Origin of the sequence: Vibrio sp. 10N.222.55.C6 (assembly GCF_041473395.1) — a bacterium.
Lineage (GTDB): Bacteria > Pseudomonadota > Gammaproteobacteria > Enterobacterales > Vibrionaceae > Vibrio > Vibrio crassostreae_C.
The window spans coordinates 25,072-51,540 of record NZ_JBFRSD010000015.1; the positions used below are offsets into that span (position 1 = coordinate 25,072).

Sequence of the window (26,469 nt, forward strand, 5' to 3'; positions counted from 1 at the left end):
TAACTTCCCGTACTTGGAGTATTTGATGTCTCAGCCATTTGATTACCGCAGCGTTGCAAAACAAGTTTTGGAAACCGAAGTTGCAGGTCTCACTCAATTAGACCAATATTTTAATGATGATTTTTGTAAAGCTTGCGACCTTATCCTGAACAACAAAGGCAAAGTCGTTGTGATGGGCATGGGTAAATCAGGCCACATTGGCAACAAAATCGCAGCAACATTGGCAAGTACCGGGACATCGGCTTTCTTTGTTCACCCAGGCGAAGCGGCGCATGGCGACTTAGGCATGATCGAACCTGGTGATATTGTGATTGCAATATCCAACTCCGGCGAATCGGGAGAAATCCTCAGCCTATTTCCTGTGTTAAAGCGTCTGAGCATCAAGATCATCAGCATGACAGGCAAGCCAGCATCAAACATGGCAACCCTGTCTGATATCCATTTACAAATTTCAGTACCGGAAGAAGCTTGTCCGCTGGGCTTAGCACCAACAACCAGCACAACAGCTACCTTAGTAATGGGTGATGCATTAGCCGTTGCACTTTTGCAGGCTCGAGGCTTCACCGCTCAAGACTTTGCCCTGTCTCATCCTGGTGGCGCTTTAGGTCGTCAGCTGCTGTTGAAGCTCGACGACATCATGCACACAGGCGATTCACTTCCTGTTGTAGCACCCGACGCACTAGTAAGAGACGCTCTACTAGAGATATCTCAGAAAGGCTTAGGCATGACAGCAATCGTTGGTGAAGATGGCCAAATGGCCGGTATTTTTACCGATGGTGATTTACGCCGTATCTTAGACAAACGCGTTGATATCCATAACACGCAGATCGGTGATGTGATGACGCTAAACCCGACGGTAGCCGAGCCAAACATGCTCGCGGTTGAGGGCTTAAACTTGATGCAAGCGAAGAGCATCAATGGCCTGATGTTATGCCAAGAAGGTAAATTAGTCGGAGCGTTAAACATGCATGACTTACTGAAAGCAGGAGTAATGTAATGACACAGACAGTCGAAACTCTATACGGCACTGTTAATTCAGATGTATTTGCAATTGCAAAAGAGATCAAACTGCTGATTTGCGATGTCGATGGTGTCTTCTCTGATGGTCGCATCTACATGGGCAACAACGGTGAAGAGCTGAAAACCTTCCACACTCGTGACGGTTACGGTATCAAATCACTGATGAACGCAGGCATTGAAATCGCGATCATCACGGGTCGCAAATCTCAAATTGTTGAGAATCGTATGACCGCTCTAGGCATTAAGCTGATTTATCAAGGTCAAGACGATAAAGTTAAGGCATACCAAGATATTTGCGATAAGCTTTCTGTAAACCCTGAAAATACAGGTTACATCGGAGACGATCTGATTGACTGGCCTGTAATGGAAAAAGTTGGCTTGAAGGTCTGTGTGGCAGATGGGCACCCGCTACTTGCAAAGCGTGCAAACTACGTGACAACCATTAACGGTGGTCATGGCGCGGTACGTGAAGTCTGTGACCTTATTTTACAAGCAAGAAATGAACTCGACGTGCATAAAGGTTTAAGCATATGAGTTTTACTCGTATTATCTATTTAATACTCATATTTATTGCCTCTTGGTCGACCTATTACTTGTACGACAAAGAGCAAACATCAACGATACAAGTGGCTCCAAATTTGGAGCTGCCCGCGTTTAGTGGCAAAAGCCTGAACAACATTAGCTACGACGAAAGCGGTATTCGCAGCTATCAGGTTGAATCGACGTATTTAGAACACTACTCAGTAGTTGGCGATACGCACTTTCAAAACCCAGTTCTTTCGGTATTCCGTGAAGGGCACACGATTGAATGGCAAGTCACCGCTGATCGCGCGATTATGGATGAGAATCAAGTTGTCACGTTTTATGACAACGTCGTGGCAAAGAACCTGTTGCCAGAAGCCAGCTTCGATACAATGACCACAGATAAAATGGTTGTTGAGCTGCCTAGCCGAGATTTTTATTCAGAGACTCCGGTCCATATGATCGGTACATTTTTTGAAACTGAGGGACAAGCAATGAAAGGTAACTTCGGTACCAACAATGCAATCCTCTTTAATTCTGTTCAAGGTAGATATGAAACTCTTACACCTTAGTTTATTCGCTTTGACCCTTGCGGCACCTAATGTCTATGCTCTGTCTTCGGATAGTGAGCAACCTGTCTACATTGACTCAGACAGCCAGCAATTGGATATGAAAAGTAACCAAGTGACTTTCCTTGGTGATGTGAACCTTAAACAAGGCAGCATCAATATCAATGCCGATAAGGTTATTGTTACCCGCAACGCCGTAAACGGTGAGATTGAAGAAATTCAAGGCTTCGGTAAGCCAGCGACCTTCTCTCAACTGACTGACGACGGGAAGACACTCTACGGTGAAGCTGATGACTTACATTACCAGCTTGTTGCCGACAAATTGATCATGACTAAGAATGCAATGCTATCTCAAGATGGCAGCATCATTCGTGGCTCTAAGATCACCTACCAGATCGGCTCTCAAAAATTAGTCGCTGACAGTGATGAAAACAAACGAGTGTCAACGGTTTTACAACCAACGGAAGTGAATAAGTAACGATGGCTGTTCTTAAAGCAAAAAACCTAGCGAAAACCTACAGCAAGCGCAAAGTTGTTACCGATGTAAGCTTGCAGGTAGAGTCAGGCCAGATCGTTGGTCTGCTTGGCCCTAACGGTGCGGGGAAAACGACCTCTTTCTATATGATAGTTGGCCTGGTTGCGCGTGATGAAGGAACTATCAGCATTGACGACCGTGACATCAGTATCTTACCAATGCACAGCCGCTCTCGTCTTGGTATCGGTTACCTGCCTCAAGAAGCATCGATTTTCCGTAAGTTGTCCGTAGAGAACAACATCATGGCGGTTTTACAAACCCGTGATGAAATGACCAACGAACAACGCCAAGATAAGCTGGAAGACCTGCTAGAAGAGTTCCACATCCAACATATCCGCACCAGCAATGGTATGGCTCTGTCGGGTGGTGAGCGTCGTCGTGTAGAGATTGCTCGTGCACTAGCAGCAAACCCGCAGTTCATTCTATTGGATGAACCATTCGCCGGTGTTGACCCGATCTCAGTAATCGATATCAAAAAAATCATTGTTCACCTGCGTGATCGCGGCTTGGGCGTTTTGATTACCGACCACAACGTTCGTGAAACATTAGACGTGTGTGAAAAAGCTTACATCGTAAGCCAAGGACACCTGATCGCTGAGGGTACTCCTGAAGATGTTCTCAATAACGAACAAGTTAAACAAGTTTATCTAGGCGAACAATTCCGTCTATGATTATATAGAGAGTATCGAGAGTTCTAAGAATAATAACTAGGTAAGTCACACTGAATGAAACCCTCATTACAACTTAAGCTAGGCCAACAGTTAGCAATGACTCCTCAATTGCAGCAAGCGATTCGTTTGTTGCAATTGTCTACTTTAGATTTGCAGCAAGAGATTCAAGAAGCACTTGAATCTAACCCACTACTCGATGTCGAAGAAGGCAATGAAGATACGCCAACATCGGAAGAAAAACCTAGCAGTGACGAAAAAGAAACTGTTGAAGCCACAGAGCAAGACTTACCTGATAGCTCAGACTTAATCGAAAAATCAGAGATTGGCAACGAACTAGAAATCGACACAACTTGGGAAGACGTCTACAGCGCGAACACCGGTAACACGGGTATTGCGATTGATGACGACATGCCGGTTTATCAAGGCGAAACCACTCAAAGCCTGCACGATTACCTACTTTGGCAACTCGACTTAACGCCATTCACTGACACCGACCGAAGCATCGCTTTTGCATTAATCGATGCCATCGACGACTACGGCTACCTCACTGTAACTTGTGAAGACATCCTTGAAAACTTCGACAATGAAGAGATCGAGCTTGATGAAATTGAAGCGGTACGTAAACGAATTCAGCAGTTTGATCCGCTAGGTGTCGGTTCAGTCAACCTGCAAGATTGCTTGTTACTGCAACTGGCAACCTTTCCCCAAGATACGCCTTGGCTTAACGAAGCTAAGTTAGTACTTACTAGCCATATCGACCAACTCGGCAATCGCGATTACAAACTGGTTATCAAAGAGACCAAGTTGAAAGAAGCAGAACTACGTGAAGTTTTGCAACTGATTCAACAGCTGGACCCTCGTCCTGGCAGTAAGATTACTCCGGATGAAACTGAGTATGTGGTTCCAGATGTATCTGTCTTCAAAGACCTTGGCAAATGGTTAGTGACCATTAACCCTGATAGCGTGCCTAAGTTGAAAGTGAATCAGCAGTACGCTGATCTGGGCAGTAAAGGCAACAGCGCCGACAATCAATACATCCGCTCAAATTTGCAAGAAGCAAAGTGGTTAATTAAAAGCCTAGAGAGCCGAAATGAGACGCTACTCAAAGTTGCGCGATGTATTGTTGAACATCAGCGTGATTTCTTCGAACATGGCGAAGAAGCGATGAAGCCAATGGTTCTTAATGATGTTGCGTTAGCTGTTGATATGCACGAATCCACGATCTCTCGTGTGACGACTCAAAAATTCATGCATACGCCACGTGGCATCTTCGAGCTCAAATACTTTTTCTCAAGCCATGTCAGCACTGACAATGGCGGTGAATGTTCATCTACAGCAATTCGCGCACTCATCAAGAAGCTTGTCGCAGCGGAAAATACCGCGAAGCCTCTAAGTGATAGTAAGATTGCTGCTTTACTGGCTGACCAAGGAATTCAGGTAGCTAGACGTACCATAGCGAAATACCGTGAGTCTCTGGGCATTGCCCCATCGAGTCAGCGTAAACGCCTGCTATAAGCTCATTTAGTCGCTAGTTACTTAGCAACTATGATCAGGCAACCAACTGAAAAGGAAAGTCTATGCAAATCAATATTCAAGGCCATCACGTTGATCTTACCGATTCAATGCAAGACTATGTTCACACCAAATTCGACAAACTTGAGCGCTTCTTTGATCATATCAATAGCGTTCAGGTTGTTTTAAAAGTTGAGAAAATCAATCAAATCGCAGAAGCTACCCTGCATATAAATCAGGGGGAAATCCATGCGACAGCAACAGATGAAAGCATGTATGCCGCGATTGATTCATTGGTTGATAAACTCGTCCGCCAACTCAACAAGCACAAAGAAAAGCTAAGTAGTCACTAACATGCAATTAAGCGAAGTACTTTCATTGGACTGCACCAAAAGTGCAGTCCAATGCACAAGCAAAAAAAGAGCCCTTGAGCTCATCAGCCAGATAGCAGCTGAGAGCTGCGGTCAAGATTCAACAGAGCTATTTGAGTGTATGTTGAGCCGTGAGAAGATGGGCAGTACCGGTATTGGTAATGGTATCGCGATTCCCCATGCTCGTATGAATGTCAGTGATAAAGCGATAGCTGTATTACTGCAATGCCAAGATCCTATCGAATTTGATGCGATTGATAATCGTCCTGTCGACCTACTATTTGCCCTGCTTGTTCCTAGCGAACAATGCAAAGAGCATCTAAAAACCCTTTCTTGTATGGCAGAACGACTAAACGACAAGCAGACTCTTAAACAGCTGCGTAATGCTCAGAGCGATCAAGAGCTTTACGACATCATGATTCAAGTGCCAACTTGCGAGCAATAACATGCGATTAATCGTGGTTAGTGGCCAATCAGGGGCCGGTAAAAGTGTTGCGTTACGAGTCCTAGAAGACTTGGGGTATTACTGTGTCGATAATCTACCAGTAAACCTGCTCAACAACTTTGTCGAATCGGTACGCGAAAGCAACCAAAACGTTGCGGTAAGTATTGATATACGTAACCTACCGAAAGAGCCTCAGTTAGTCACCGACACGCTCGAGCAACTCGAGTCAGCTACAAACATCGATGTTGATGTATTGTTCCTCGATGCCAGCAAGCAGACACTCCTTAAGCGCTACAGCGAAACCCGCAGAATCCACCCTTTATCAATTGGCCAAGAAAAGCTCTCTCTTGAGCAAGCGATTGATTTAGAGAAGACACTTCTGACACCTCTCGCAGAGCACGCCAGCATTGTGATCGACAGCAGTGACTGCAACCTCTACGAATTGAGTGAAAAGGTTCGATTTAAAGTTGAAGGCAAAGAGAAGCAAGAGCTGATCATCGTCTTTCAATCTTTCGGTTTTAAGTATGGCTTGCCAAGTGATGCCGACTACGTGTTTGATGTTCGCTTTTTGCCGAACCCTCACTGGGAACCTGCACTACGACCACTAACCGGGCTAGATGCACCAATTCACTCCTTTCTAGAAGAACACTCAGAAGTTCTGGAACTCAAGCAACAGATCCAAGGCTTTGTTGAACAGTGGTTACCAATGTTAGAGAAGAACAATCGCAGTTACCTAACGGTCGCGATTGGCTGTACTGGCGGCAAACACCGCTCGGTTTATCTAACCCAGAAAATTGGTGAGTACTTTGAGCAACTTGGCCATCAAGTTCAAATCAGACACGCCTCCCTAGAGAAGCACCAACAGGGCTAACCATGGAATTAACTCGAACTGTACTGATCCAAAATCGCTTGGGTCTTCACGCTAGAGCAGCCGTAAAGTTGGTTGAGCTTGCACAAAGCTTTGATGCAACCATCACTATCCATAGCGAAGAAGATAAAACAGCAACAGCAGACAGCGTAATGGGGTTACTTATGCTGGAATCAGCGCAAGGGCAACATATTACGATTCAAGCTGCAGGTACCGATTCACAGCAAGCACTGGATGCCGTCTGTCATCTCATTGAAGACAAGTTTGATGAGGGTGAGTAGCGAAAACGCTTCACTCACAACGCTTAAGACTCAAACAACGAACCAACCAATATTAAATCTTAGTTCTATCTAAGTTTATGATTTAAATAAGCCCCAGAATTAAGTTACTATTCCAACCATTGTTAGAATAATGAGATAGGAGGAAAATATGGCAGAGCAATTAGAATTCGACCAAGCTCACCAAACCCTCCAAGAAGTCAGCGAAGCCCTAGAAAACGGCCGATTTGTTCACGTACGCCGACAACTTCAGGACATGGAGCCTGAAGATATTGCACACCTTTTAGAAGCCTCCCCTCGCAAAAGTCGTGACGTACTCTGGCAACTCACCGATCCTGAAGACTACGGTGAAATTCTTGATGAACTAAACGAAGACGTCAAAGATGCTCTTGTGTCGAAAATGGCACCTGAGACCTTGGCAGAAGCAACCGAAGGTATGGAAACCGATGACGTCGCGTACGTACTTCGAAGCCTACCCGACGATGTTTCTCGCGAAGTCCTTTCTCAAATGGACTCCGTCGATCGTGCGTTAGTTGAAACCGCCCTGTCGTACCCTGAAGATTCAGCGGGTGCGATCATGAATACCGACGTAATCACGATTCGTGGTGATGTCGATGTCGACGTTGTATTGCGCTACATGCGTATGCGTGGCGAACTGCCAGATGCAACTGATGCTCTGTATGTTATTGATGAAGAAGAACGTCTTATCGGTAACCTATCACTTACCACGCTAGTAACGACTCAACCTGATGTCCCTGTTTCAGAAGTGATGGATGATGCCGACGAAGCGATCGCGGTAGAAACCAGTGCGTCAGATATCGCGAGCCTGTTTGAACGTCGTAACTGGGTTTCTGCGCCTGTCATCGATAGTAACCAGCACCTTGTTGGTCGTATCACCATCGATGACGTGGTTGATGTTATCCGTGAAGATGCCGAACACTCAATGATGAGTATGGCGGGTATGGACGATGACGAAGATACCTTCGCACCGGTCGTCAAATCGGCTCGTCGTCGTAGTGTGTGGCTTGGTGCTAACGTACTCGCAGCACTGGCGGCAGCATCTGTATCAAACATGTTTGAAGCAACGCTCGATCAAATGGCAGCGATTGCGGTTCTGATGACTATCGTGCCTTCGATGGGGGGTGTTGCGGGTAACCAAACCGTTGCTCTGGTGATTCGTGGTTTGGCACTCGGTCATATCGGTGACAGTAACAAACGCGAACTGCTACTCAAAGAGGCAGCCATCGGCTTCCTAAACGGCGTTCTATGGGCCGTTATCATTGGTGGTATCGTTGTAGCTTGGAAAGGTAACTGGATACTGGGAGGCATCATCTCAGCGGCGATGATGACCAACTTGATTGTCGCAGGTATTGCTGGTGTAACTATCCCAGTGATGTTGAAGAAGATGAATATCGATCCAGCCCTTGCTGGCGGTATGGCACTGACCACAGTAACCGATGTTATTGGCCTATCGGTGTTCCTAGGCTTAGCGACCATACTGATCTAGTTAGCATAAGCAGTTAGCCAATTTTTGGCGAAATACAGAAAACAAAAAGGGAGCCACGGCTCCCTTTTTTAATTCATCAGATTCGCTTTAATTGAATTACTCACCCGCGACTTTCATCGACTCAAGCAGGATAGAACCCGTTTGAATTTGCGAACGTGTTTCTACGTCGTTACCCACAGCAACAATCTGAGTAAACATGTCTTTTAGGTTACCTGCGATTGTTACTTCTGATACTGGGTATTGGATCTCTCCGTTTTCAACCCAGAAACCTGCAGCGCCACGTGAATAATCACCCGTTACGGTGTTTACGCCTTGGCCCATCACTTCAGTGACTAGGAAGCCAGTACCCAACTCTTTTAGCATCTGCTCAAAGTTTTGACCGGTCGATTTAACGAACCAGTTATGAATACCACCAGCATGACCGGTTGGCGTCATATCCATCTTACGTGCGGCATAGCTCGTTAGTAGGTAAGTTGCTAGCACACCGTCAGTGATGATTTCACGATCTTGAGTGAACACACCTTCGCTATCGAATGGGCTTGAAGCCAAACCACGCAAGATATGTGGTCGCTCAGAAATGTTAAACCAGTCAGGTAGGATTTTCTGACCGAGATGATCCAATAGGAATGACGACTTGCGGTAAAGGTTACCGCCACTGATCGCCATAACAAGGTGACCAATCAAGCCAGTTGCCACATCATTAGCGAACATAATTGGGTACTGGCCTGTTGGTAGCTTTTTCGCATCCAAGCGGCTAATGGTCTTTTCTGCAGCTTCTTGACCTACACGCTCAGGCGTCCACAGCTCGTCACGGTGACGTGCAACGGTGTAGCTGTAGTCACGCTCCATCTCACCGTTAGCGCCTTGTCCAATTACACAGCAGCTCGTGCTATGACGACTAGAAGCATAGCTTGCTAGTAAGCCATGGCTGTTACCATAAACCTTAACGCCATAGTGGCTGTCGTAGCTTGCGCCATCACTCTGTTTGATCTTATCGCTATAAGCTAACGCTTGCTTCTCAGCAGCAATCGCAATCTCAGCGGCATAGTCAGGGTTTGGTTCATCAGGGTGAAAAAGATCCAAATCGGGAATTTCTTTTACCATGTATTCTTTTGCCGCAGGACCGGCAAATGGGTCTTCAGAAGTGTACTGAGCGATATCAAGTGCGGCCGCGACGGTTTGAGCAATCGCCTTTTCACTCAGATCAGATGTAGATGCGCTGCCTTTTTTCTGGCCGCGATAAACAGTAATACCTAGCGCACCATCACTATTAAATTCAACGTTTTCCACTTCACACATACGTGTTGAAACACTTAAACCCGTTGACTTAGTAATAGCGACCTCAGCTGCGTCTGCACTCACTGATGCCATATCCAACGCTTTAGCTACTGCGGCTTCTAGCTCAACTCTTTGCTGGGCGACTTGCTGTTTTACATCCATATCTATTCTAATTTTTTAGGTCAATATTACGTAGGATAACAAGAATTTCGCTTTCTCCCCAAGATTCTTGCTAAAATAGGCAATATATTCGTTTGAGATAGTGACATAGGCAGAAAAGATGGCTCGCAAAAACCAAAAAGCCCCATGGGAACCAGAAGAAGAAATCATCTGGGTAAGTAAGACAGAAATGAAAACGGACATGGATGCCCTGCAAAAGCTGGGAGAAGAGCTTGTTGGTCTAAAGCCTTCTGTATTAGATAAATTTCCGCTGTCTGAAGATTTGGCACAAGCGATTAAAGATGCACAACGCTTTAAAAATGAAGCGAAGCGTCGTCAACTTCAATACATTGGTAAAGTAATGCGTAATGTCGATCCTGAGCCAATTCAAGCGGCTTTGGATAAAGTACGTAACAAGCACTCACAAGCAACAGCTGAACTACATAAGCTTGAGCAACTGCGTGATCGTGTTGTTGCTGAAGGTGATGCGGCTATTTCAGAAGTAATGGAAATGTACCCTGAAGCAGACCGTCAGCGTCTTCGTCAGCTAGCTCGCCAAGCTAACAAAGAGAAATCAGCGAACAAGCCTGCAAAGTCTTCTCGTGAGATCTTCCAAATCTTAAAAGAGCTAAAGCTAGAAGACTAATCGTTATCTCGCTTTACTCATAGAGTGAATAAAAGACCTAGCACATGCTAGGTCTTTTTGTTTTTGACGCACTCGATATCAATAAATACTCACAGGAGTGATGAGTCGTCACTCACCCGCTTTAACAAATGAGCTTAATTCTGTCTGTGGATGATCCGCCGTCAGTGCCTCTATCGAGTCTTCAACCAACACCTTACCTAGCGCCACAAACACAAACTTATTCGCGATACTGCGTGCGTCACCTAAATGGTGAGTCACCATCAAGACCGTAATATTTCGCTCTGCCGCTAATCGCTTCACTAAGCTAAGCATCTCTTCACGCAGCAAAGGGTCAAGCGCAGAGAAAGGTTCATCAAGCAGCCAAATATCATGAGGTTGGACAAAACAACGCGCTAACGCGACACGCTGGCGTTGACCACCGGATAAGTGCTCAGGCAATCTATCCAAATACTCTGCAACACCTACTTGTGCGGCTGCTTGCTCAACTTTGAGCTTTTGGGTTGCCGTAAGCTTTAATCCCGGGTGCAGACCTAAACCAATATTTTCACGTACCGTGAGATGGGCAAACAGGTTGTGCTCTTGAAACAACATCGCCAACGGACGCTGATGTGCTTCTTTACCAATAAGCGACTGCCCAGCCACTGATATCTCACCCGATGTAGGCTCGATGAAACCAGCAACTAGCGCCAACAGTGTAGACTTACCCGCACCACTCGGCCCCATAAGCGCAACAATATCGCCCTGCTCAGCTTGAAAATCAAAGCTAAACAACTCTCTGTGATAATGGTAATCCACATCTTTCATCACTAACATCATCGGTTCCTTAATTCTTTAGCATCGAGCTTAGATCTTCGAGTAAATAAGAATTCTATTAAGCTAAAACTGCCGACACTCAGTAACAGTAAGCTCACAGAAACTACCGCCGCCGCTTCCATTTGATAGCTGCCTAACAATTGGAATAGGTACAAAGGCAGAGTTCTAAAATCTTGGCTACCAAACAAAGCAATCGCGCTTAAGTCACCCATCGCCAACATAAAGCTAATCGAGAAGGCTTGCGCCATCGGCTTACGCAATGCTCGCCACTCCACTAACCTAAAACGCGTGAAACCTGTCATACCCAAGCTTGCACACACATACTGGTACTGCTGAGACAAATGCAGCATAGGTTGAGCTAGGGTTTTAATTACGTAAGGCAGCGCCATTAAGCTGTTGACGGCAATCACGATAAAGAAAGCTAAACTGAATACATCGGTGAATGAACGCAGTAATAAGAAGATACCCGTACTGATCACCAGCCCCGGAGTCACCAAGATAATAGTGCCAATCAGCTCGATTTTATCGGCTCGAAAATTCTTGTTCTGTAAACGCCATGCTCGGCTAGTCAGTAGTATGGCGATACCAATACCAACTGCGATAACACTTGCTAATGACGCGACTTTAACCGAGGTCATTAACGCCGCCCAAAACGGCTCGCTGCTGAGTACGGTTAATGCCTGCGAGTTAATTCCACTGACGATAACCATAGCTAATGGCGGCAATACCAGCATTGAGACTATGATGATCCAAAAGCTATCCCAAGCTTTTGACCACCAGCTGTCCTTAACCAAATATTTCTCTTCAGACAACTGACTGGCCGTCACTGAAATAGGCTTCGATAGGCGTTGAATGCTCACCGCTAGCACACCACACAGCAGCATTTGCCATATCGCGAGCAAGGCACCAGCTTGAAGGTCAAAGTCGAATTTAATCGCCTGATAAATAGCGAGCTCGATAGTGGTTGATTTAGGTCCACCGCCTAGCGCCATCACGGTAGCAAAGCTGGTAAAACACAACATGAAGACTAAGCCACACACATGTGGTAATTGCTGTCTTAAGCGAGGCCATTCAACCCATCTGAATTTGTTCCAATGACTCATACCCAAGTGAGCACAAAGCTTGTGTTGCTCGGCAGGCACGGTATCTAACGCTTGCAGAAGTAAGCGACTGGCATAAGGCAAGTTGAAGAAAACGTGCGCCAGCAAAATACCATTCAATCCGTATATGGAAAATGGCAATTCAATATCGAAGTTCGCCAAAAACTTAGCTAACCAACCACTATTGCCATAGATCGCAAGTAAGCCAAATACACCCACTAACACTGGCAGGACTAAGGTCGACGCGAACAGCCTTAACAACAAAGCGCGTCCAAAAAATTGTCTACGACACAGCGCATGAGCAATAGGTATAGCAAAGCCAACACTCAGCACCGTTGAGAGTGTCGCCTGATAAAAACTGAATTTCGTTACATGCCAATAGTAGGGATCGGACCATACTTGGCTGATATCAAGAGAAGGGGCATTGCTAAGCAATGCCCCAACTGCTGAAACCACGAAGGCGGTAATGAGTATCGCTACCCAAATCCCAACCTTAGGTGTTTTCTTTATCATAGATTGATTTTTACCGTAAATGGTTCGCTCAGTTAACATCGAACAAACCTTTAAATACAGAAAGTTAGAAAGCTAATTTTTTAAAAGCAAATTAAAAAGTAAGTGCACTCTGCCATTCACGAATCCATGGCTTACGCTTAGCTGCAATTTCTTCGGGCGTAAAGCTTAACGCTTGCTGAGGAACCGTAAGTTGCTCGAACCCTTTTGGAAGCTCAATATCGGTCACTGGGTACATCCAGTTGCCTGTTGGCATCGCCGATTGGAATTCATCACTTAGGATAAACGCCATAAACTCATCAGCAAGCTTTTCGTTCTTGCTGCCTTTAACCTTAGCGGCCACTTCCACTTGAGTGTAATGCCCTTCTTCGAAGCTTGCTGCTGCATACTTAGAATCGCTTTCAGCAATAATGTGGTAAGCCGGAGACGTTGTATAAGACAACACTAAATCCGACTCGCCTTCTAGGAACATAGAGTAAGCTTCAGACCAGCCTTTGGTTACAGTCACTGTTTTCTGAGCAAGATTCTTCCATGCTGCTGTCGCTTCATCACCGTATACTGATTTCATCCAAAGCATCATGCCTTGGCCTGGTGTTGATGTACGTGGATCTTGGTAGATGACCTTAAGATCATCACGCTGCTCAACCAGTTCTTTCAAGCTCTTCGGCGGGTTTTCCAGTTTCTCTTTATTGTAAACAAAAGCAAAGTAGCCAAAGTCATAGGGTACAAAAGTGCTGTCGTTCCAACCATTAGGAAGCGTTACCGATGACGTATCAACATTATGCTCAGCCAATAAGCCCGTCGCTTTCGCTTCAGCCATCAGGTTGTTGTCTAGGCCTAATACGATGTCAGCTTTGCTGTTGCCGCCTTCGAGACGCAAGCGGTTAAGAATAGACACGCCATCTTCAAGCGCGACAAAGTTCACATCACAACCACACTTCTCTTCGAATGCTTTTTCAACGGCAGGACGAGGGCCCCAATCCGCAGCAAAAGAGTCATAGGTGTATACAGTCAAAGTGTTGTCTGCAGCAAAGGCAGAAAAAGAAATAGCTGTAGTAACAGCAAGGGTAGTTAATGTGAATTTCACTGGACGCTCTCCATGGTCTGAGCGGCACAGGTTTGAGGGAGGAGAACGGTAGAGGTTGTTCCTAACTCAATTCCTACGCCAGCATTATCTGGTTCAGGTTTACGGGTCCCAAGCACCTGCTTGATCTCAGCTCGCATTCATTATTTGAATGGTTCGCTCCCCGATGAGTGTTCAGAATTGTAATTTGATTTTTAACAATAAGCTATCAAGTTTGGATCAATTACGTTGATCGTAACCCCAACGTGGCACTAAACCTTGTTCGATACCAAGGTGATCTAGAATACGCGCCACCATAAAGTCGACCAGATCTTCAATTGACTTGGGTTGATGATAAAAACCCGGAGCTGCAGGCATGATCGTTACGCCCATGGTCGAAAGTTTGTGCATGTTCTCGAGATGAAGCGTCGAAAATGGCGTCTCGCGAACCACCAACAACAATTGGCCTCGCTCTTTCATGACTACGTCTGCTGCTCGCTCAATCAGGTTATCTGATAGACCATGAGCAATCGAAGCCAAGCTTCCCGCTGAACATGGACAAACGACCATCTGTTTAGGTGCTGCTGAACCAGAGGCAACCGGCGAGAACCAATCATCTTTGCCACACACCACCAGCTTTTCAGGGTCGCAGCCAAGATGTTTAACCAAAGCTTGTTTCGCCGCATCTGGCCCAGCAGGTAACTTAAGTTCATGCTCGGTCGCCAATACCACTCGCGCTGCCGATGAAATCAGCAAGTAGACCTGATAATCGGCTGCCAAAAGGCATTCAAGTAAACGCAGGCCATAAGGCGCACCAGATGCGCCAGTGAAAGCAAGGGTTATCGCTTTATCGTGTTTTGTCATGTTCTCAATTACTTCAAATTATAAGGTCGTGGATGCCGTTAGCCTTTGAGTGCCAATCCATCCAACAGTTTTTGATGAATGCCACCAAAGCCACCATTACTCATTACCAAAATTTGGTCGCCAGCTTGTGCCTCTGAGACAATTTTAGCAACGAATGCATCCATGTCATCACTCACGTGTGCCGGTTGGTGACAAGCGTCTGCAACATCTTGAACTGACCAATCAATGTTATCCGGTTGGAATAAGTAGGTAGAATCCGCCTGCTTCAACGAATCAGCCAGTATTTCTTTGTGCACACCACGTTTCATGGTGGCAGAACGAGGCTCTAAAACGGCAATGATTTTCTTAGTGTCGACCTTATTACGTAATCCCCCGAGCGTAAGTTCAATCGCCGTTGGATGATGAGCAAAATCGTCATAAACAGACACACCTGCCACCTCGCCTTTAAACTCCAAACGGCGCTTAGTATTAATAAAGGTAGCTAGTGATTCACAAGCAAGGTCAGGTGTCACGCCCACATGACGTGCAGCTGCAATCGCCATCAAAGCATTATTTACGTTGTGGTCGCCCACTAAATCCCAATTTACGGTTCCAACACATTCATTTTGGAAGTAAACCTCAAATTGAGAGCCATCTTTGACCAGTTTCTTGGCATCCCAGTCGCCTTGCTCGCCACTCGATTCAGTTTCACTCCAGCAACCGCGAGCTAGAACATCTTCAATAGCGCTGTCTTGCTTAGGTGAGAAAATGCGACCATTGCTTGGCACAGTACGCACCAAATGATGAAATTGTCGCTTAATCGCTTCAATATCGTCAAAGATGTCCGCATGATCAAACTCTAGGTTATTCATCACTAAGGTTCTTGGGTGGTAATGAACGAACTTAGATCGTTTATCGAAAAAAGCACTGTCGTATTCGTCGGCTTCTACCACGAAGAACATGCTTTCACCAAGGCGAGCAGAGATACCAAAGTTACCCAACACTCCGCCAACTAAGAAGCCCGGTGCATAGCCACAGTCTTCCAAGATCCAAGCCAACATGCTTGATGTCGTGGTCTTACCGTGCGTTCCCGATACCGCTAACACCCAACGGTCATGCAGTAAGAACTCTTGCAACCACTGAGGACCAGAGGTGTATCTAAGATTGTTATCCAACACATACTCAACACACGGATTACCGCGGCTCATTGCGTTACCGATAACCACGAGATCTGGCCTTGGTTCTAATTGGCTAGGGTCGAACCCTTCAATAATTTCAATCCCTTGTGATTCCAACAAGGTGCTCATTGGTGGGTAAACATTCGCGTCACTACCCGTAACCTTGTGACCTAATTGACGAGCCAATACCGCAGCACCACCCATGAAGGTGCCACAAATTCCTAAGATATGAATATGCATAAATTGCTTCCAAACGCTTGGCTAAATAAACAGTGCCTAATTAAAACGGCTTGCACTCATTATCATTAAATGGCGATTAAAAGCGAGCGGCAATGCAAAACAAATTGAGTCGACATAGTAAGTGAGATCTGTGTCGCTTAGTTCATTACCATTAAAAAGATCTAACCTTTAGAATTTAGGTAAGCGTCTAGATGAATAAAGCCCACTCAAGAGGCCGAATCTACAGTGCTCAAATCCCCCCTAATATTGAGAGAAGTTTAAGGAAATAACATGTCTGAGATGCGCACCCTTGGTGAGTTCATTGTTGAGAAACAGAGTGACTTCCCCCATGCAAGCGGTGATCTATCATCCCTTTTGTCGTCTATTCGACTTGCTGCAAAAATTGTTAACCGTGAGATCAACAAGGCTGGCCTAGTCGACATCACTGGCGCTGTTGGTACAGACAACGTGCAAGGTGAAGAGCAGCAAAAGCTAGACCTTTACGCGAACGACAAATTTAAAGCGGCTCTAGAAGCCCGTGACCAAGTTTGTGGTGTTGCAAGTGAAGAAGAAGACGAAGCTGTCGCCTTCAATAAAGAGCTCAACAAAAACGCAAAATACGTTGTACTGATGGATCCACTAGATGGCTCATCAAACATCGATGTAAATGTATCGGTTGGTACAATTTTCTCTATCTACCGTCGAGTATCACCGATCGGTACACCACCAACACAAGAAGATTTCTTACAGCCCGGACACAAGCAAGTAGCCGCGGGTTACGTGATTTACGGTTCTTCAACCATGCTTGTATACACAACTGGTGCTGGCGTAAATGGTTTCACCTACGATCCATCTCTGGGTACTTTCTGTCTATCTCATGAAAACATGATGATTCCAGACGAAGGCAAGATCTACTCGATCAACGAAGGTAACTACATCCGCTTCCCAACCGGTGTTAAGAAGTACATCAAATACTGTCAGGAAAGCGAGCCAAGCGATAACCGCCCTTACACGTCACGTTACATTGGTTCTCTTGTGTCTGATTTCCACCGTAACTTGCTAAAAGGCGGCATCTACTTATACCCAAGTACAGAGAGCCACCCTCAAGGTAAATTGCGTTTGCTTTATGAATGCAACCCTATTGCTTTCCTTATGGAGCAAGCTGGCGGTATTGCATCAGACGGTGCACAGCGTATCATGGATATCAAACCAACTGAGCTACACCAACGTGTGCCTTTCTTCGTTGGTTCAACAAAAATGGTACGTAAAGTAGAAGAGTTTCTTGAGCTGAACCCTGAGTAACCCTCTCATTTCATTCTCAAACTAACGCTATTAAAAAGCCAGCACCTCAGTGCTGGCTTTTTGTTGTCTCGTAAGGTGATTAACTAGTTAGGAATCATTGTTCCGCTGACACCAGTTACCCGAAAGTATTTCTTTATTAGCTGTTAGATCAAGCTGATACAAATATACCCATGCTAATCCAAATATAGTCTCTATTTGCTCACGACGATACTCAACAGGAACATCTTCTAGCCGATCGAGCGACTCTAAAATTTCGTCGTTAATGATATAGACCTCACCAGCGACACTTTTCTTTCCCAAAATCATCGCCGGATAGGCACCTAAATCAAAAAGTGCGTATTCCTTAGGTGTATCAAACTGCCCTAATAAATCGCAGCCCTGCAAATAATGGTGATTGGACTGACCTTGCCTCAAGGTTCCATAGACAAAAACAAGATGCTGCATATGCCCTCCCATACGGCTCTACTCGAACTCAAATTGATAGAGAAGATCCACAGCACTGTCTAGGCCAGAAACAGCTTCAACATAGAGATCCTGCATCAATCTATAACGAACGGTAAACTCACCTAACGAGTTAAAGATACCCACACCATACTTCACCTGTAAGCCAGGCAGGATGTAACCACTTACCGTCACTTGAGAGTCATCGCCAGAGCCTGCAGTATCCAGTTGCAAGTCCTTTACACCAAAGGCTTCACCGATTTCACCAACAACCTTACCACTCTTCGCTAAACTCAAACCGATTAAAGTCGTTGTCATCGAACCGCTCGACTCACCGTCGATATCTTGGCCACGCAAAATATAAGACAGTGCGTTCGCTTGTGGCATCGCTGGGTCAGAATAAATCTCGATGGTAGGCTCTGTCGCAGGGCCAGTCACTCGAATACCAGCGGTCACGTCATCCTGAGTATTATCAGGATTACGAATCGCGTTGATGGCTACGTATGGCTGATCCGGTGGTCCATTCATTAGGATCTTACCCTCTTCGATCAAGAGGTCTTGCCCGAATGATTGATAAGTACCATCGACGATGTTCACTTCACCTGTAATAAATGGACCTTGGTCTTTTTGAGCCACGTTGAGCTTACCGACCAAATCACCTTCAAGACCGAAGGCAGACAGTTTAAAGTCATCACCAATGGAGATATTAATATTCGTCATCACATTGAATGGAATCGTATCTTCGTTTTCTGGCTCTAGATCTTTATTCAAAATAACCTGATCAGAAGAGACGCCAACCGCTGACGGTGGTAAATCTTCAACAACAATTCGTCCCCATGGTAATGCAATATCACCGGTGATTTTCGCCAGATCTGGTGTGACATCAATAGTCATATCAGGTACGACCTTCACCTTAACCATCGGTGGGATATCAACCATCAACTCATCAGCGAAAACTCTAACGTTCGAATGCCATGCTTTAAGATCTTGCCAATCTCCGGTTCCTTCAATATCAAGGTGACCATCAGGTGTTTCGACATTCGCATCCAGTTTTGCACTATAACCATCAAAGTCGAGGTCGATGCGGCCATCTTTCACATCAACAGGCGTAACATCGCCTTTGACTTGAATACCATCAACAGAGAATTGACCAAAGACTTGAGGGTGCATCAGAGAGCCTTTAACTTGAAGATCACTCTCAAGGTCGGCTTTCAATAAGCTGTATTCACCTAGAATTGGTTGTAAGAAATCAAGATGGAACGTGGTCAGCTTAATTGCCGCATCGACCATTTTGTCTTCGGCAAGAATATCCGGTAACGACACCGTGCCAGACAGGTCACCATTGTCGGAAACATCCAACTTAAAATCGGCATCCAGTTTGTTGTCTTTCAGTTGGGCATTCAATGCAACGCTTTCCCAACCCAGTGTGATTGGCTCACCCACTTGTTGAACAACCTGACCTTTCGGCATATCAACGCTTACCGTGACTTCAGGCTCATCTTGTTCAGACCACTTTGCATGAGCAGTCGCATTGACTAAGCCCTGTAATTGCGTCTCTTTAGGCACAAAGGCTTTAATCTGCTCGAAATCGAATTGATTGATGGCTACTTTGGCCTCACCCGATTTTCCGACACGAACGTCTTCATCCAAACACACGCTCGAACCCGATTGTTTCCAACAGTGCGCTTGAACATCGGCAAACTGTTTATCAACATCCGCATTTATCGCGACAGGTTGATCTAACACCCAAGGACCTTGCTGAGTAGTGATTTTGACTCTGTCTAACGATCCATACCAAATAAGAGAAGGCTTTTGAATCAACTCTCCGGAAATAGCTAAGCTTGTAGACACGATGTCGGATATCACATCAAGTGTCATTGTGTGTTTCTTCTCACCACCACTCACCGTGAGAGCAATGCTTTCTACGCTTTGATCTTGATAGGTTAAGTTCTTAGCTTTTAAGTCAAGATCAGCTTGAGCTTCAGGCAATGGCAGAGGAATCACAGAGCCATTAAGCGACAAGGATTCTAGTGTTGCTTCGCTATTCCAATCTACCTTATCCACATTTAGAGCGAGATCGACTTCAGGCTCTTTCGTTGGACCGCTTAGCTGGATGTTACCAATCACTTTACCTTTCAAGTCAGGGACGCTTTTTACAAGCTCAGGGAAGTAAATCTCAACACCCATGTCCCATTTCTTATCAAGCTCACCCTGAGCCTTAATCGAGTTAACACCGTGAGCTAAGCTCAAACCACTGGTTTTCAGTTTTGGTTCACCGCTCGCGCTGCGATCCGACGCTGACAACTGACCTTCGATATCCAGAGGGTATTCTCGCAAGATCCCTTCAATATCCAATTTAGGCAGTTCAATCGCCCAGCCGCCCGCTTCCGTCAACTCACCTGAGGTGACGATGTTTCCACTAATGTTGCCCTCAGCTTCTGGCCACTGCAGACCCGGTTGAATATCTTTGAGTGTCACGTCAGCTTGCCAGTTAACGAGACTCTTCCAGTTCGCTTTAACGACACCGTTAAGCTCACCGCCTAGCGTGTTGAGCTTTAGACGCTCGAGATCAATTTGTTCCGTCGTGCCTTTACCCTGTAGATCGATGGCTAATTCAGGGATTTCCTTACCATCGGCTTCACCTTTAAGAAGAACATTAAAACCATCTAGTGAGCCATCAGCTTTAAATTGCTCAATTGTCGCTTGGTAATCGCTTTTTCCGGTAAGGGGCCACTGTGCTTGTCCGCCCTCTAAAAGAAGGTCAAATGGCAGAGTCGGTTCTAAGGGTTGAATATCCCCAGACAACTTTGCCTCAATCAGCTCAGAAAATTGGGAGTCTAGGTTTAGCTTAGCCACGCTGCCTTGTGCTTTCAGAGACAACTTCTGCCCAACAAGGTCGGTTTCTTTCACCAACGCATCCAAAGAAAGTTCTAGCGGGTAACCGCCCTTGAGCTCAACCTTCGTGGTTAGATTGGCGCTTGCTTGTGGCATATCGAGTTCGAGAGTTGAAACATCAACCGTGTGTTTGCCCGCGCGAGCTTCTAGCCCAAGGTGGTTAACAACGATTGGTGTTTCTTGTTCTAAGGTGAAACGGTTGAGGTCAAAACGCTCCAACACAACCTGCAGAGGAATCCAGACTTCCGGCAATTCGATAGCCGTTTTAACGGCAGCTTTTGGCTCAACCTTTTCTGCTTGCGGTTCTTCTGTCGACTCCGCGAGTTTAACCTTAAGATCATTGAATAAGGTTGGCGATACAGTTAGCTTTTCGCCCTGCATACTCAAAGCCGTAGAGAACAAGCTCCATTCAATTTCATGCCCTAAGATATTCAACTTGATATCAGACAAAGCGATACGGTTGATTACGATTGGCAACGGTGTTTTTACCGATGTTACGGGCGGAGTAGGTTCTGTTTCTTCTGTAGAGGCCGGAGGCAGTTCAGTAAATGCGAAGTCCAATCCTTGAATCGCTAAACGATCGACACACAACTTAGGGTCGAGCAGACAGCGAGGATTAATCGCCAAGTTCAACTTTTGAACTTTGGTGTCTATATGCAGGCTGTCATCTTTAAACTGAACATTATTAAGCGTAAAGCTCGGGAACAGAGCCCCTTTAGTGCTTTCCACTTTAAGCTGTGGCAACGCTTTTTCAGCGCCCCACAACACAGTGTTCAACCCTGGATTGGTGAACAAAACAAAACCTAGCAAGGCTATCAACAACAGCAAAATAGACGTCAATGAGATCGACGTCCACTTGATGTACTTGCCCATCACTTTGATCATAATTCTGGCCCTAAACTAAAGTGTAACTGGAACTCATCACCTTTTTCTGCATCTAGACCCCAAGCAAAATCTAAACTCACTGGACCAACAGGTGACGCCCAACGAACACCGATGCCGGTGCCGTGTTTCCATTCGGGTTTGTCATTAAATGCATCACCAATGTCGTAGAATGCTGCGCCCCACCAGTTTCCAACCAAGCGGTATTGGTATTCAAACGAGCTGGTTGCAATGAATTTGGCACCCGTTAGTGCGCCACTTTCATCTCGAGGAGAGATCGACTCATAACCATAACCACGAATGCTATTGTCACCACCAGCAAAGAATCTTAGGGAGGGAGATAGCTTATCAAACTCGTCGGCAAAGTTGCCGCCAAATTGAAGTCGAGTTAAGCCTCGGTGATTGTCGCCAATGCTTCGAATCCAAGCGGTTTGACCTTGAAAACGAACAACCTTAGTTTCAGATAACAAGGTATCATCACCCGCTTCAACCATAATGGTTTGTTTATCGCCCCACATCGGCATCGAACCGCCTCGCGTTCGAGTGCGTGAGAAAGAGATACCCGGCAGCACAAATTGCGCTAAATCATCCTGCAAACCTTGCTCATAGTTTTCGACCAAGTATCGAATGAAGACCGTGCGTTGCCAACCGTTATCCAGTCGCCAATATCTTTCTAGCGCTAAGTTTGACTCCAAACTCTTGGTATCACGATTATCCAAGTTTTTCATACCGTACTTAACTTGATAGTAGTCGTTCAGCACGTCATCCAGAGGGATTTTATAGGTAGCGGTAATCGTCTGTTCAGGTTTAGAAATCGACAGGCTGCTATTGAAGCTATGGCCTTGTTCATTAACCCAAGGTTTTTTCCACTTCAGAGTGCCTTTTACGCCAAGGTCGGTGGATACACCGATACCCGTTTCGATTTGGTTACGAGCTTGCGGAGCAAGGCTAACCTTCATCGGGATCTCTCGGCCTTCGCCTAACTGGCTTAAACCTGGTTCAACAAATACCGAGGAGAACCAATCCGTATTGGACAGGTTTTGGTTGTACTCACCGACTTTGGTGATTGAGTAAGGTTCGCCATCCTCAAATGGTTTAAGTGACTGCACCTTATCTTCTTCTATCTGGCTACCAGTAACCTGAGTAGTACCAAAGTGATAGCGGATACCACTGTTATAATGAAGACGAACATAAGCGCGGTTCAATTCAGGAGCGACTTCTAGCTTACTAAGATCATAAGCACCATCGAAGTAGCCTTTCGCTAAGCCAAGGTTGCGGATCGACGATTTCAAAGAGTCATAATTACCATGATTCAGAGTCGAACCTTTAGACAAGCTACTCTTCGCTATCAAGGCTAAAAAGTCTGGGTCATCCTTGGCTTCACCAGTTAGAACGATATCTGAAGTATAAATAACAACAGGCTCTCCCGGCTCAACCGTAACGGTCATTTCGGTATCATCTTCGGAGTGAGTAAATGTGATTTTAGGGTGGTAGTAGCCTAACGCATTCAGGGCTTCTTTAATCATAGATTCCAAGCGGGATTGGAATCTTAGTGAAACCGAATACTCTTCTTCAGGGATCGCACTCAGATAAGCATCAACATTATCCTCAAGCGCTCCATCTAGCCCTTTGATTTCAAGGGAAACGTCAGCGAAAGCGAGCGTCGATGACAATAGAGTGCCAATCAGAACTGGTAAAGTTTTTCTTATCATGTTTAATTGGTGAAGAAGTTATCAATACGTTAATAAGTGAAAAGAAATAATACCGCTAAATAGGCATTGAGTCTGTAATAAATCCTGGAATAACACGGTCTAATTTAAAGACTTATTCAATATTGACCAACAGTTAATATGAACCCACGTTAAATAAAAGCCAGCGCGGTAAACGTATGCGAAAAGGAATATAACATGCTAAACAAACAACAACTGGTTTCTGCAGCAACCGCACTACCGGGAAATGCTGACCCAATTCGAATCACTGAGCGCCATTTCGTCAATCAAACCGACCTGCTCGATGCACCCACGGGCTCTCAACAAGAAGTCCTGTTTGGTATGGGGTGCTTCTGGGGAGCTGAGCGTTTGTTTTGGCAATTGGATGGCGTTATTTCAACATCCGTTGGTTACGCTGGCGGATACACAGTTAATCCCACTTATGAACAAGTATGTACTGGGCAAACCGGCCATACCGAGGTCGTTCGTGTCATATTTGATAGTGAACAAACCTCTCTAGCTCGAATACTTGAAACCTTTTGGGAGCGTCATGACCCAACTCAAGGGATGCGCCAAGGCAACGATTTAGGGACTCAGTACCGTTCTGCGATTTACACCTTCAGTGAAGAACAACAATCTATCGCTGAGCACTCTAAACGTGAATATCAACGAGCAATGACTGAATCTTTAGGCAACGAGATCACGACGGAAGTTCTGCCTGCTGGAAAATATTTTTTCGCAGAAACCTACCACCAGCAATACCTAGCTAAAAATCCGAATGGGTATTGCGGGTTGGGTGGAACAGGTGTGTGCTTCCCTCCACAATAAAGTGCCGTTCGACATACCATCGTGAACGACACGCATTAAAAAAGGGCTTCCATCAGGAAGCCCTTTTCATTGTTAATCTATTCGGTGCAAGACAAATCGATAAAGCTCAGTTACACCGGCAACGCTGCAATGGTGCCGTTAACTTCTTTAAAAATAGTGAGCTTTTGTTTGTCTGAAACTTCAGGAAGTAGCACCTTGCCTTGGTCGAAGCGAAACTCTCCAACACCTTCAATAGCAAATTGGCCTTTGAACAGGACTTTAACGAAACGCGCCACCTGACGTGGACGGTAAGTAGAAAATTTTCTTAACATAATACAACCTCAATTCCATTTGAGTACTACAGTCACATACCTGAACAGCGTCGCTGTTCAAAGCACATTTAATCGCTAATTCCTTTAGCAAACAGCAAGATAATCTATTGTTCATCTTGATATTGATGCATTATACCTTTTGGTAACAAGCCTGCAACTTCTTTCTACGTCGTACGATAAAAAAGTTAAAGAGGCATTTTTCAAATTTCATATTATACTTCCTGTGCAAACCAATAAGCGGAACAAAAATATAATGAAAAACAAAACTCTACTGGCTTTTCTAGCCGCAGCCTCTCCACTCTTCGCCAATGCTCACAACCTATCAGTAGGCGCTACCCTGCCTGCCGTTGATGTGAGTAACTATGGTGAGATTGTTCTAAACGACGGAAATACTGGATATCAAGCTTGGGCAACCAATGATCTTCTAGGTAAAGTTCGCGTCGTTCAAGCTATCGCTGGCCGCAGCAGCTCTAAAGAGCTCAACGCACCACTGATGGCAGCCATTACCGCATCGAAATTCTCAGAAGACAGCTACCAAACCACCACTATCATCAACCAAGATGATGCGATTTGGGGTACTGGGTCTTTTGTTAAGTCGTCTGCCGAAAGCAGCAAAGAAGAATTTCCATGGTCTTCTATGGTCCTAGATGAAGACGGCGCCGTTGCGTCAACATGGGCTCTAAAAGAAGAAAGCTCAGCGATTATCGTTCAAGACAATCAAGGTAAAATCTTGTTTGTAAAAGAAGGTGCATTAAACGAATCAGAAGTCACTCAAGTCATTGAGTTGATTAAAGCGAGCCTTTAATAAGATATTCGCGTCTTTTTCGAGACCTAACCAAAGGATATTGTTATATTATAACAGTATCCTTTTTTTAATTCTGTGGTTAATCATCCTGATGTGGCAAAACACACCCAACAATGTGAAACGCAAAACAGGCTTCTTGCTTGGGCTTATGCTCATGTTAAGCGTGTTAGCCGCAACACACATTGTGGATATCGCACCAGAGCACCACACCTCACACCATTGTGAGCTGTTTTCGCTTAATCAGTTCATCACAGCGCACTCACTACCACAGATTCCAGAGTTCCATTCGGAATTTACTGTCGCTATCACAGAGTCAGTAACTTCACTACAGCGGCTATATTTCGCTTATTTGGCACGCTCACCTCCTGTAAATATCGCTTAATTACCACTACTTTTTAATTAACCTTTATTCAGGAAAAAACATGAAACCTACTTTTTTAGCCGTTGTTATCGGCATGACTGTCTCTACAAATGCTCTAGCTAACGAAGAATTCCGCTCTCATGATGCACACGTACATGGCCAAGTTGAAGTAAACATCGCGCAAGATGGGCAAGAATTGCTTGTTGAAGTAACAGCTCCAGGCGCAGATGTGGTTGGGTTTGAACATGCTCCAAAAACTGCAGAACAGAAGAAAGTGTTTGAACAGGCTATCGCACAATTAAACAAGCCAGAAGAGCTGTTTAGTTTTAACAATGCGAGTTGTACTCTGAAGTTCAAGTCAGTAGCAAACACCTTAGAAGGCGGTCATGACGACCATGAAGGCCATGACCATGCGGAACACGGTTATGGCGACCACAAAGACCATGATCACGCTGAACACGATCATGACGACCACAAAGACCATGACCACGCTGAACACGCTGAACACGATCATGATGACCACAAAGACCATGACCACGCTGAGCACGATCATGATGACCACGAAGGTCACGAAGGTCACGACCACCACGATCATGAAGGCCACGATCACTCAGAAGGTGGCCACGGTGAGTTCACTGTTGAGTACCACTATGAATGTTCAGATGTTGCTAAGCTAGACACAGTTGGCACTCAGTGGTTCTCTAAGTTCAGCAACACTGAAAAAATGACGGTGAACCTACTAACAGACACAGCTCAAGTACAAGAAGTGCTTAACGCAGAGCGTATTAGTTTCCGATTCTAATCACTCCTAGATCGGATTAAACGTAA

Annotated in this window: 27 protein-coding genes and 1 riboswitch; of the genes, 17 read left to right on the top strand and 10 right to left on the bottom strand. The window is 45.3% G+C overall.

Translation table 11 applies throughout. From position 1 onward, the window contains the following. Positions 1 to 25: 25 nt before the first annotated feature. The 11 genes from kdsD (at position 26) to mgtE (ending at position 8,298) form a co-directional block, all read left to right on the top strand. On the top strand, positions 26 to 997 hold the full coding sequence (gene kdsD, locus AB4486_RS11975; protein ID WP_017058917.1) for an arabinose-5-phosphate isomerase KdsD: 972 nt from the start codon (positions 26 to 28) through the stop codon (positions 995 to 997). Then, positions 997 to 1,554: a 3-deoxy-manno-octulosonate-8-phosphatase KdsC gene (gene kdsC, locus AB4486_RS11980; RefSeq protein ID WP_017058916.1), complete on the top strand. Its 558-nt coding sequence runs from the start codon at positions 997 to 999 to the stop codon at positions 1,552 to 1,554. Before kdsD ends, kdsC begins: the two co-directional genes overlap by 1 nt. Further along, on the top strand, positions 1,551 to 2,114 hold the full coding sequence (lptC, locus tag AB4486_RS11985; protein ID WP_017058915.1) for an LPS export ABC transporter periplasmic protein LptC: 564 nt from the start codon (positions 1,551 to 1,553) through the stop codon (positions 2,112 to 2,114). Before kdsC ends, lptC begins: the two co-directional genes overlap by 4 nt. Next, positions 2,095 to 2,589: a lipopolysaccharide transport periplasmic protein LptA gene (lptA, locus tag AB4486_RS11990; RefSeq protein ID WP_372117245.1), complete on the top strand. Its 495-nt coding sequence runs from the start codon at positions 2,095 to 2,097 to the stop codon at positions 2,587 to 2,589. The genes lptC and lptA overlap by 20 nt, the downstream gene beginning before the upstream one ends. A 2-nt stretch (positions 2,590 to 2,591) precedes the next feature. Continuing rightward, positions 2,592 to 3,317 carry an LPS export ABC transporter ATP-binding protein gene (gene lptB / locus AB4486_RS11995; protein WP_004735304.1) on the top strand — a complete coding sequence of 242 codons (726 nt, stop codon included), beginning with the start codon at positions 2,592 to 2,594 and terminating at the stop codon, positions 3,315 to 3,317. Between the two features lie 54 nt (positions 3,318 to 3,371). After that, entirely contained in the window at positions 3,372 to 4,832 is a 1,461-nt protein-coding gene (locus AB4486_RS12000; RefSeq protein ID WP_017058913.1) for an RNA polymerase factor sigma-54, read from the top strand. A gap of 62 nt (positions 4,833 to 4,894) precedes the next feature. Beyond that, complete coding sequence (hpf, locus tag AB4486_RS12005; protein WP_009847742.1) at positions 4,895 to 5,182, top strand: ribosome hibernation promoting factor; 288 nt, start codon at positions 4,895 to 4,897, stop codon at positions 5,180 to 5,182. A gap of 1 nt (position 5,183) precedes the next feature. Next, a complete protein-coding gene (ptsN, locus tag AB4486_RS12010; protein WP_004738707.1) occupies positions 5,184 to 5,645 on the top strand; it encodes a PTS IIA-like nitrogen regulatory protein PtsN in 462 nt (153 codons plus the stop codon). A 1-nt stretch (position 5,646) separates the two neighbouring features. Next, positions 5,647 to 6,516 carry an RNase adapter RapZ gene (gene rapZ, locus AB4486_RS12015; RefSeq protein ID WP_017063735.1) on the top strand — a complete coding sequence of 290 codons (870 nt, stop codon included), beginning with the start codon at positions 5,647 to 5,649 and terminating at the stop codon, positions 6,514 to 6,516. 2 nt (positions 6,517 to 6,518) lie between these two features. After that, complete coding sequence (locus AB4486_RS12020) at positions 6,519 to 6,794, top strand: HPr family phosphocarrier protein (protein WP_017066670.1); 276 nt, start codon at positions 6,519 to 6,521, stop codon at positions 6,792 to 6,794. Between the two features lie 148 nt (positions 6,795 to 6,942). Then, positions 6,943 to 8,298, top strand: coding sequence for a magnesium transporter (gene mgtE / locus AB4486_RS12025; protein WP_017058911.1), 1,356 nt, complete (start codon positions 6,943 to 6,945; stop codon positions 8,296 to 8,298). 96 nt (positions 8,299 to 8,394) lie between these two features. Here the strand turns inward: mgtE and pmbA are convergent, their stop codons facing one another. Then, positions 8,395 to 9,738, bottom strand: coding sequence for a metalloprotease PmbA (gene pmbA, locus AB4486_RS12030; protein ID WP_017058910.1), 1,344 nt, complete (start codon positions 9,736 to 9,738; stop codon positions 8,395 to 8,397). Positions 9,739 to 9,856: 118 nt separating this feature from the next. Here pmbA and yjgA point away from each other — a divergent pair, with 118 nt between their 5' ends. After that, positions 9,857 to 10,381, top strand: coding sequence for a ribosome biogenesis factor YjgA (gene yjgA, locus AB4486_RS12035; protein ID WP_017058909.1), 525 nt, complete (start codon positions 9,857 to 9,859; stop codon positions 10,379 to 10,381). A 108-nt stretch (positions 10,382 to 10,489) separates the two neighbouring features. Here yjgA and thiQ read toward each other — a convergent pair whose 3' ends face one another. The 5 genes from thiQ to mpl all read right to left on the bottom strand — a co-directional run bounded on the left by thiQ (position 10,490) and on the right by mpl (position 16,128). Next, positions 10,490 to 11,194 carry a thiamine ABC transporter ATP-binding protein gene (gene thiQ / locus AB4486_RS12040; RefSeq protein ID WP_017058908.1) on the bottom strand — a complete coding sequence of 235 codons (705 nt, stop codon included), beginning with the start codon at positions 11,192 to 11,194 and terminating at the stop codon, positions 10,490 to 10,492. Then, positions 11,194 to 12,807 (bottom strand): thiamine/thiamine pyrophosphate ABC transporter permease ThiP, encoded by a 1,614-nt coding sequence (gene thiP / locus AB4486_RS12045; protein WP_017058907.1) that lies wholly within the window; start codon positions 12,805 to 12,807, stop codon positions 11,194 to 11,196. Before thiP ends, thiQ begins: the two co-directional genes overlap by 1 nt. A 91-nt stretch (positions 12,808 to 12,898) precedes the next feature. Beyond that, positions 12,899 to 13,891 (bottom strand): thiamine ABC transporter substrate binding subunit, encoded by a 993-nt coding sequence (thiB, locus tag AB4486_RS12050; RefSeq protein WP_372117247.1) that lies wholly within the window; start codon positions 13,889 to 13,891, stop codon positions 12,899 to 12,901. A 53-nt stretch (positions 13,892 to 13,944) separates the two neighbouring features. After that, a riboswitch (TPP riboswitch) is annotated at positions 13,945 to 14,064 on the bottom strand. Between the two features lie 43 nt (positions 14,065 to 14,107). After that, positions 14,108 to 14,731, bottom strand: coding sequence for a flavin prenyltransferase UbiX (locus tag AB4486_RS12055; RefSeq protein ID WP_016787846.1), 624 nt, complete (start codon positions 14,729 to 14,731; stop codon positions 14,108 to 14,110). A 38-nt stretch (positions 14,732 to 14,769) separates the two neighbouring features. Then, a complete protein-coding gene (gene mpl / locus AB4486_RS12060) occupies positions 14,770 to 16,128 on the bottom strand; it encodes a UDP-N-acetylmuramate:L-alanyl-gamma-D-glutamyl-meso-diaminopimelate ligase (protein ID WP_372117248.1) in 1,359 nt (452 codons plus the stop codon). 270 nt (positions 16,129 to 16,398) lie between these two features. Here mpl and fbp point away from each other — a divergent pair, with 270 nt between their 5' ends. Next, the gene (fbp, locus tag AB4486_RS12065) at positions 16,399 to 17,409 is read left to right on the top strand and encodes a class 1 fructose-bisphosphatase (RefSeq protein WP_008220458.1); all 1,011 of its coding nucleotides are present in this window, start codon (positions 16,399 to 16,401) and stop codon (positions 17,407 to 17,409) included. Between the two features lie 87 nt (positions 17,410 to 17,496). Here fbp and AB4486_RS12070 read toward each other — a convergent pair whose 3' ends face one another. The 3 genes from AB4486_RS12070 to AB4486_RS12080 are packed head-to-tail and all read right to left on the bottom strand — an operon-like array spanning position 17,497 to position 23,339. Continuing rightward, positions 17,497 to 17,853, bottom strand: coding sequence for a gamma-glutamylcyclotransferase (locus AB4486_RS12070; RefSeq protein WP_017069403.1), 357 nt, complete (start codon positions 17,851 to 17,853; stop codon positions 17,497 to 17,499). 18 nt (positions 17,854 to 17,871) lie between these two features. Next, positions 17,872 to 21,630, bottom strand: coding sequence for a translocation/assembly module TamB domain-containing protein (locus AB4486_RS12075; protein WP_372117250.1), 3,759 nt, complete (start codon positions 21,628 to 21,630; stop codon positions 17,872 to 17,874). Then, a complete protein-coding gene (locus tag AB4486_RS12080; RefSeq protein WP_372117251.1) occupies positions 21,627 to 23,339 on the bottom strand; it encodes an autotransporter assembly complex family protein in 1,713 nt (570 codons plus the stop codon). The genes AB4486_RS12075 and AB4486_RS12080 overlap by 4 nt, the downstream gene beginning before the upstream one ends. Positions 23,340 to 23,534: 195 nt before the next feature. Between AB4486_RS12080 and msrA the strand changes: the two genes are divergently transcribed. Next, a complete protein-coding gene (gene msrA, locus AB4486_RS12085; protein ID WP_017058899.1) occupies positions 23,535 to 24,164 on the top strand; it encodes a peptide-methionine (S)-S-oxide reductase MsrA in 630 nt (209 codons plus the stop codon). A 110-nt stretch (positions 24,165 to 24,274) separates the two neighbouring features. On the opposite strand, the gene AB4486_RS12090 is transcribed toward msrA, so the two are convergent. Then, positions 24,275 to 24,475, bottom strand: a complete 201-nt coding sequence (locus tag AB4486_RS12090) for a DUF1107 family protein (RefSeq protein ID WP_017058898.1) — start codon at positions 24,473 to 24,475, stop codon at positions 24,275 to 24,277. A 253-nt stretch (positions 24,476 to 24,728) separates the two neighbouring features. On the opposite strand from AB4486_RS12090, the gene AB4486_RS12095 reads away from it, so the two are divergent. The 3 genes from AB4486_RS12095 (at position 24,729) to AB4486_RS12105 (ending at position 26,443) form a co-directional block, all read left to right on the top strand. Next, entirely contained in the window at positions 24,729 to 25,280 is a 552-nt protein-coding gene (locus AB4486_RS12095; protein ID WP_017058897.1) for a YtfJ family protein, read from the top strand. Between the two features lie 91 nt (positions 25,281 to 25,371). Beyond that, the gene (locus AB4486_RS12100) at positions 25,372 to 25,662 is read left to right on the top strand and encodes a DUF2607 family protein (RefSeq protein WP_017063722.1); all 291 of its coding nucleotides are present in this window, start codon (positions 25,372 to 25,374) and stop codon (positions 25,660 to 25,662) included. Between the two features lie 40 nt (positions 25,663 to 25,702). After that, positions 25,703 to 26,443 carry a DUF2796 domain-containing protein gene (locus AB4486_RS12105; protein WP_372117252.1) on the top strand — a complete coding sequence of 247 codons (741 nt, stop codon included), beginning with the start codon at positions 25,703 to 25,705 and terminating at the stop codon, positions 26,441 to 26,443. The last annotated feature ends 26 nt before the right edge of the window (positions 26,444 to 26,469 follow it).

Bases quoted from the DNA above. Each gene is read 5' to 3' on its own strand.
- kdsD (WP_017058917.1), top strand. From the start codon at position 26: ATGTCTCAGCCATTTGATTACCGCAGCGTTGCAAAACAAGTTTTGGAA.
- kdsC (WP_017058916.1), top strand. From the start codon at position 997: ATGACACAGACAGTCGAAACTCTATACGGCACTGTTAATTCAGATGTA.
- lptC (WP_017058915.1), top strand. From the start codon at position 1,551: ATGAGTTTTACTCGTATTATCTATTTAATACTCATATTTATTGCCTCT.
- lptA (WP_372117245.1), top strand. From the start codon at position 2,095: ATGAAACTCTTACACCTTAGTTTATTCGCTTTGACCCTTGCGGCACCT.
- lptB (WP_004735304.1), top strand. From the start codon at position 2,592: ATGGCTGTTCTTAAAGCAAAAAACCTAGCGAAAACCTACAGCAAGCGC.
- AB4486_RS12000 (WP_017058913.1), top strand. From the start codon at position 3,372: ATGAAACCCTCATTACAACTTAAGCTAGGCCAACAGTTAGCAATGACT.
- hpf (WP_009847742.1), top strand. From the start codon at position 4,895: ATGCAAATCAATATTCAAGGCCATCACGTTGATCTTACCGATTCAATG.
- ptsN (WP_004738707.1), top strand. From the start codon at position 5,184: ATGCAATTAAGCGAAGTACTTTCATTGGACTGCACCAAAAGTGCAGTC.
- rapZ (WP_017063735.1), top strand. From the start codon at position 5,647: ATGCGATTAATCGTGGTTAGTGGCCAATCAGGGGCCGGTAAAAGTGTT.
- AB4486_RS12020 (WP_017066670.1), top strand. From the start codon at position 6,519: ATGGAATTAACTCGAACTGTACTGATCCAAAATCGCTTGGGTCTTCAC.
- mgtE (WP_017058911.1), top strand. From the start codon at position 6,943: ATGGCAGAGCAATTAGAATTCGACCAAGCTCACCAAACCCTCCAAGAA.
- pmbA (WP_017058910.1), bottom strand. From the start codon at position 9,738: ATGGATGTAAAACAGCAAGTCGCCCAGCAAAGAGTTGAGCTAGAAGCC.
- yjgA (WP_017058909.1), top strand. From the start codon at position 9,857: ATGGCTCGCAAAAACCAAAAAGCCCCATGGGAACCAGAAGAAGAAATC.
- thiQ (WP_017058908.1), bottom strand. From the start codon at position 11,194: ATGTTAGTGATGAAAGATGTGGATTACCATTATCACAGAGAGTTGTTT.
- thiP (WP_017058907.1), bottom strand. From the start codon at position 12,807: ATGATAAAGAAAACACCTAAGGTTGGGATTTGGGTAGCGATACTCATT.
- AB4486_RS12055 (WP_016787846.1), bottom strand. From the start codon at position 14,731: ATGACAAAACACGATAAAGCGATAACCCTTGCTTTCACTGGCGCATCT.
- mpl (WP_372117248.1), bottom strand. From the start codon at position 16,128: ATGCATATTCATATCTTAGGAATTTGTGGCACCTTCATGGGTGGTGCT.
- fbp (WP_008220458.1), top strand. From the start codon at position 16,399: ATGTCTGAGATGCGCACCCTTGGTGAGTTCATTGTTGAGAAACAGAGT.
- AB4486_RS12070 (WP_017069403.1), bottom strand. From the start codon at position 17,853: ATGCAGCATCTTGTTTTTGTCTATGGAACCTTGAGGCAAGGTCAGTCC.
- AB4486_RS12075 (WP_372117250.1), bottom strand. From the start codon at position 21,630: ATGATCAAAGTGATGGGCAAGTACATCAAGTGGACGTCGATCTCATTG.
- AB4486_RS12080 (WP_372117251.1), bottom strand. From the start codon at position 23,339: ATGATAAGAAAAACTTTACCAGTTCTGATTGGCACTCTATTGTCATCG.
- msrA (WP_017058899.1), top strand. From the start codon at position 23,535: ATGCTAAACAAACAACAACTGGTTTCTGCAGCAACCGCACTACCGGGA.
- AB4486_RS12090 (WP_017058898.1), bottom strand. From the start codon at position 24,475: ATGTTAAGAAAATTTTCTACTTACCGTCCACGTCAGGTGGCGCGTTTC.
- AB4486_RS12095 (WP_017058897.1), top strand. From the start codon at position 24,729: ATGAAAAACAAAACTCTACTGGCTTTTCTAGCCGCAGCCTCTCCACTC.
- AB4486_RS12100 (WP_017063722.1), top strand. From the start codon at position 25,372: ATGTGGCAAAACACACCCAACAATGTGAAACGCAAAACAGGCTTCTTG.
- AB4486_RS12105 (WP_372117252.1), top strand. From the start codon at position 25,703: ATGAAACCTACTTTTTTAGCCGTTGTTATCGGCATGACTGTCTCTACA.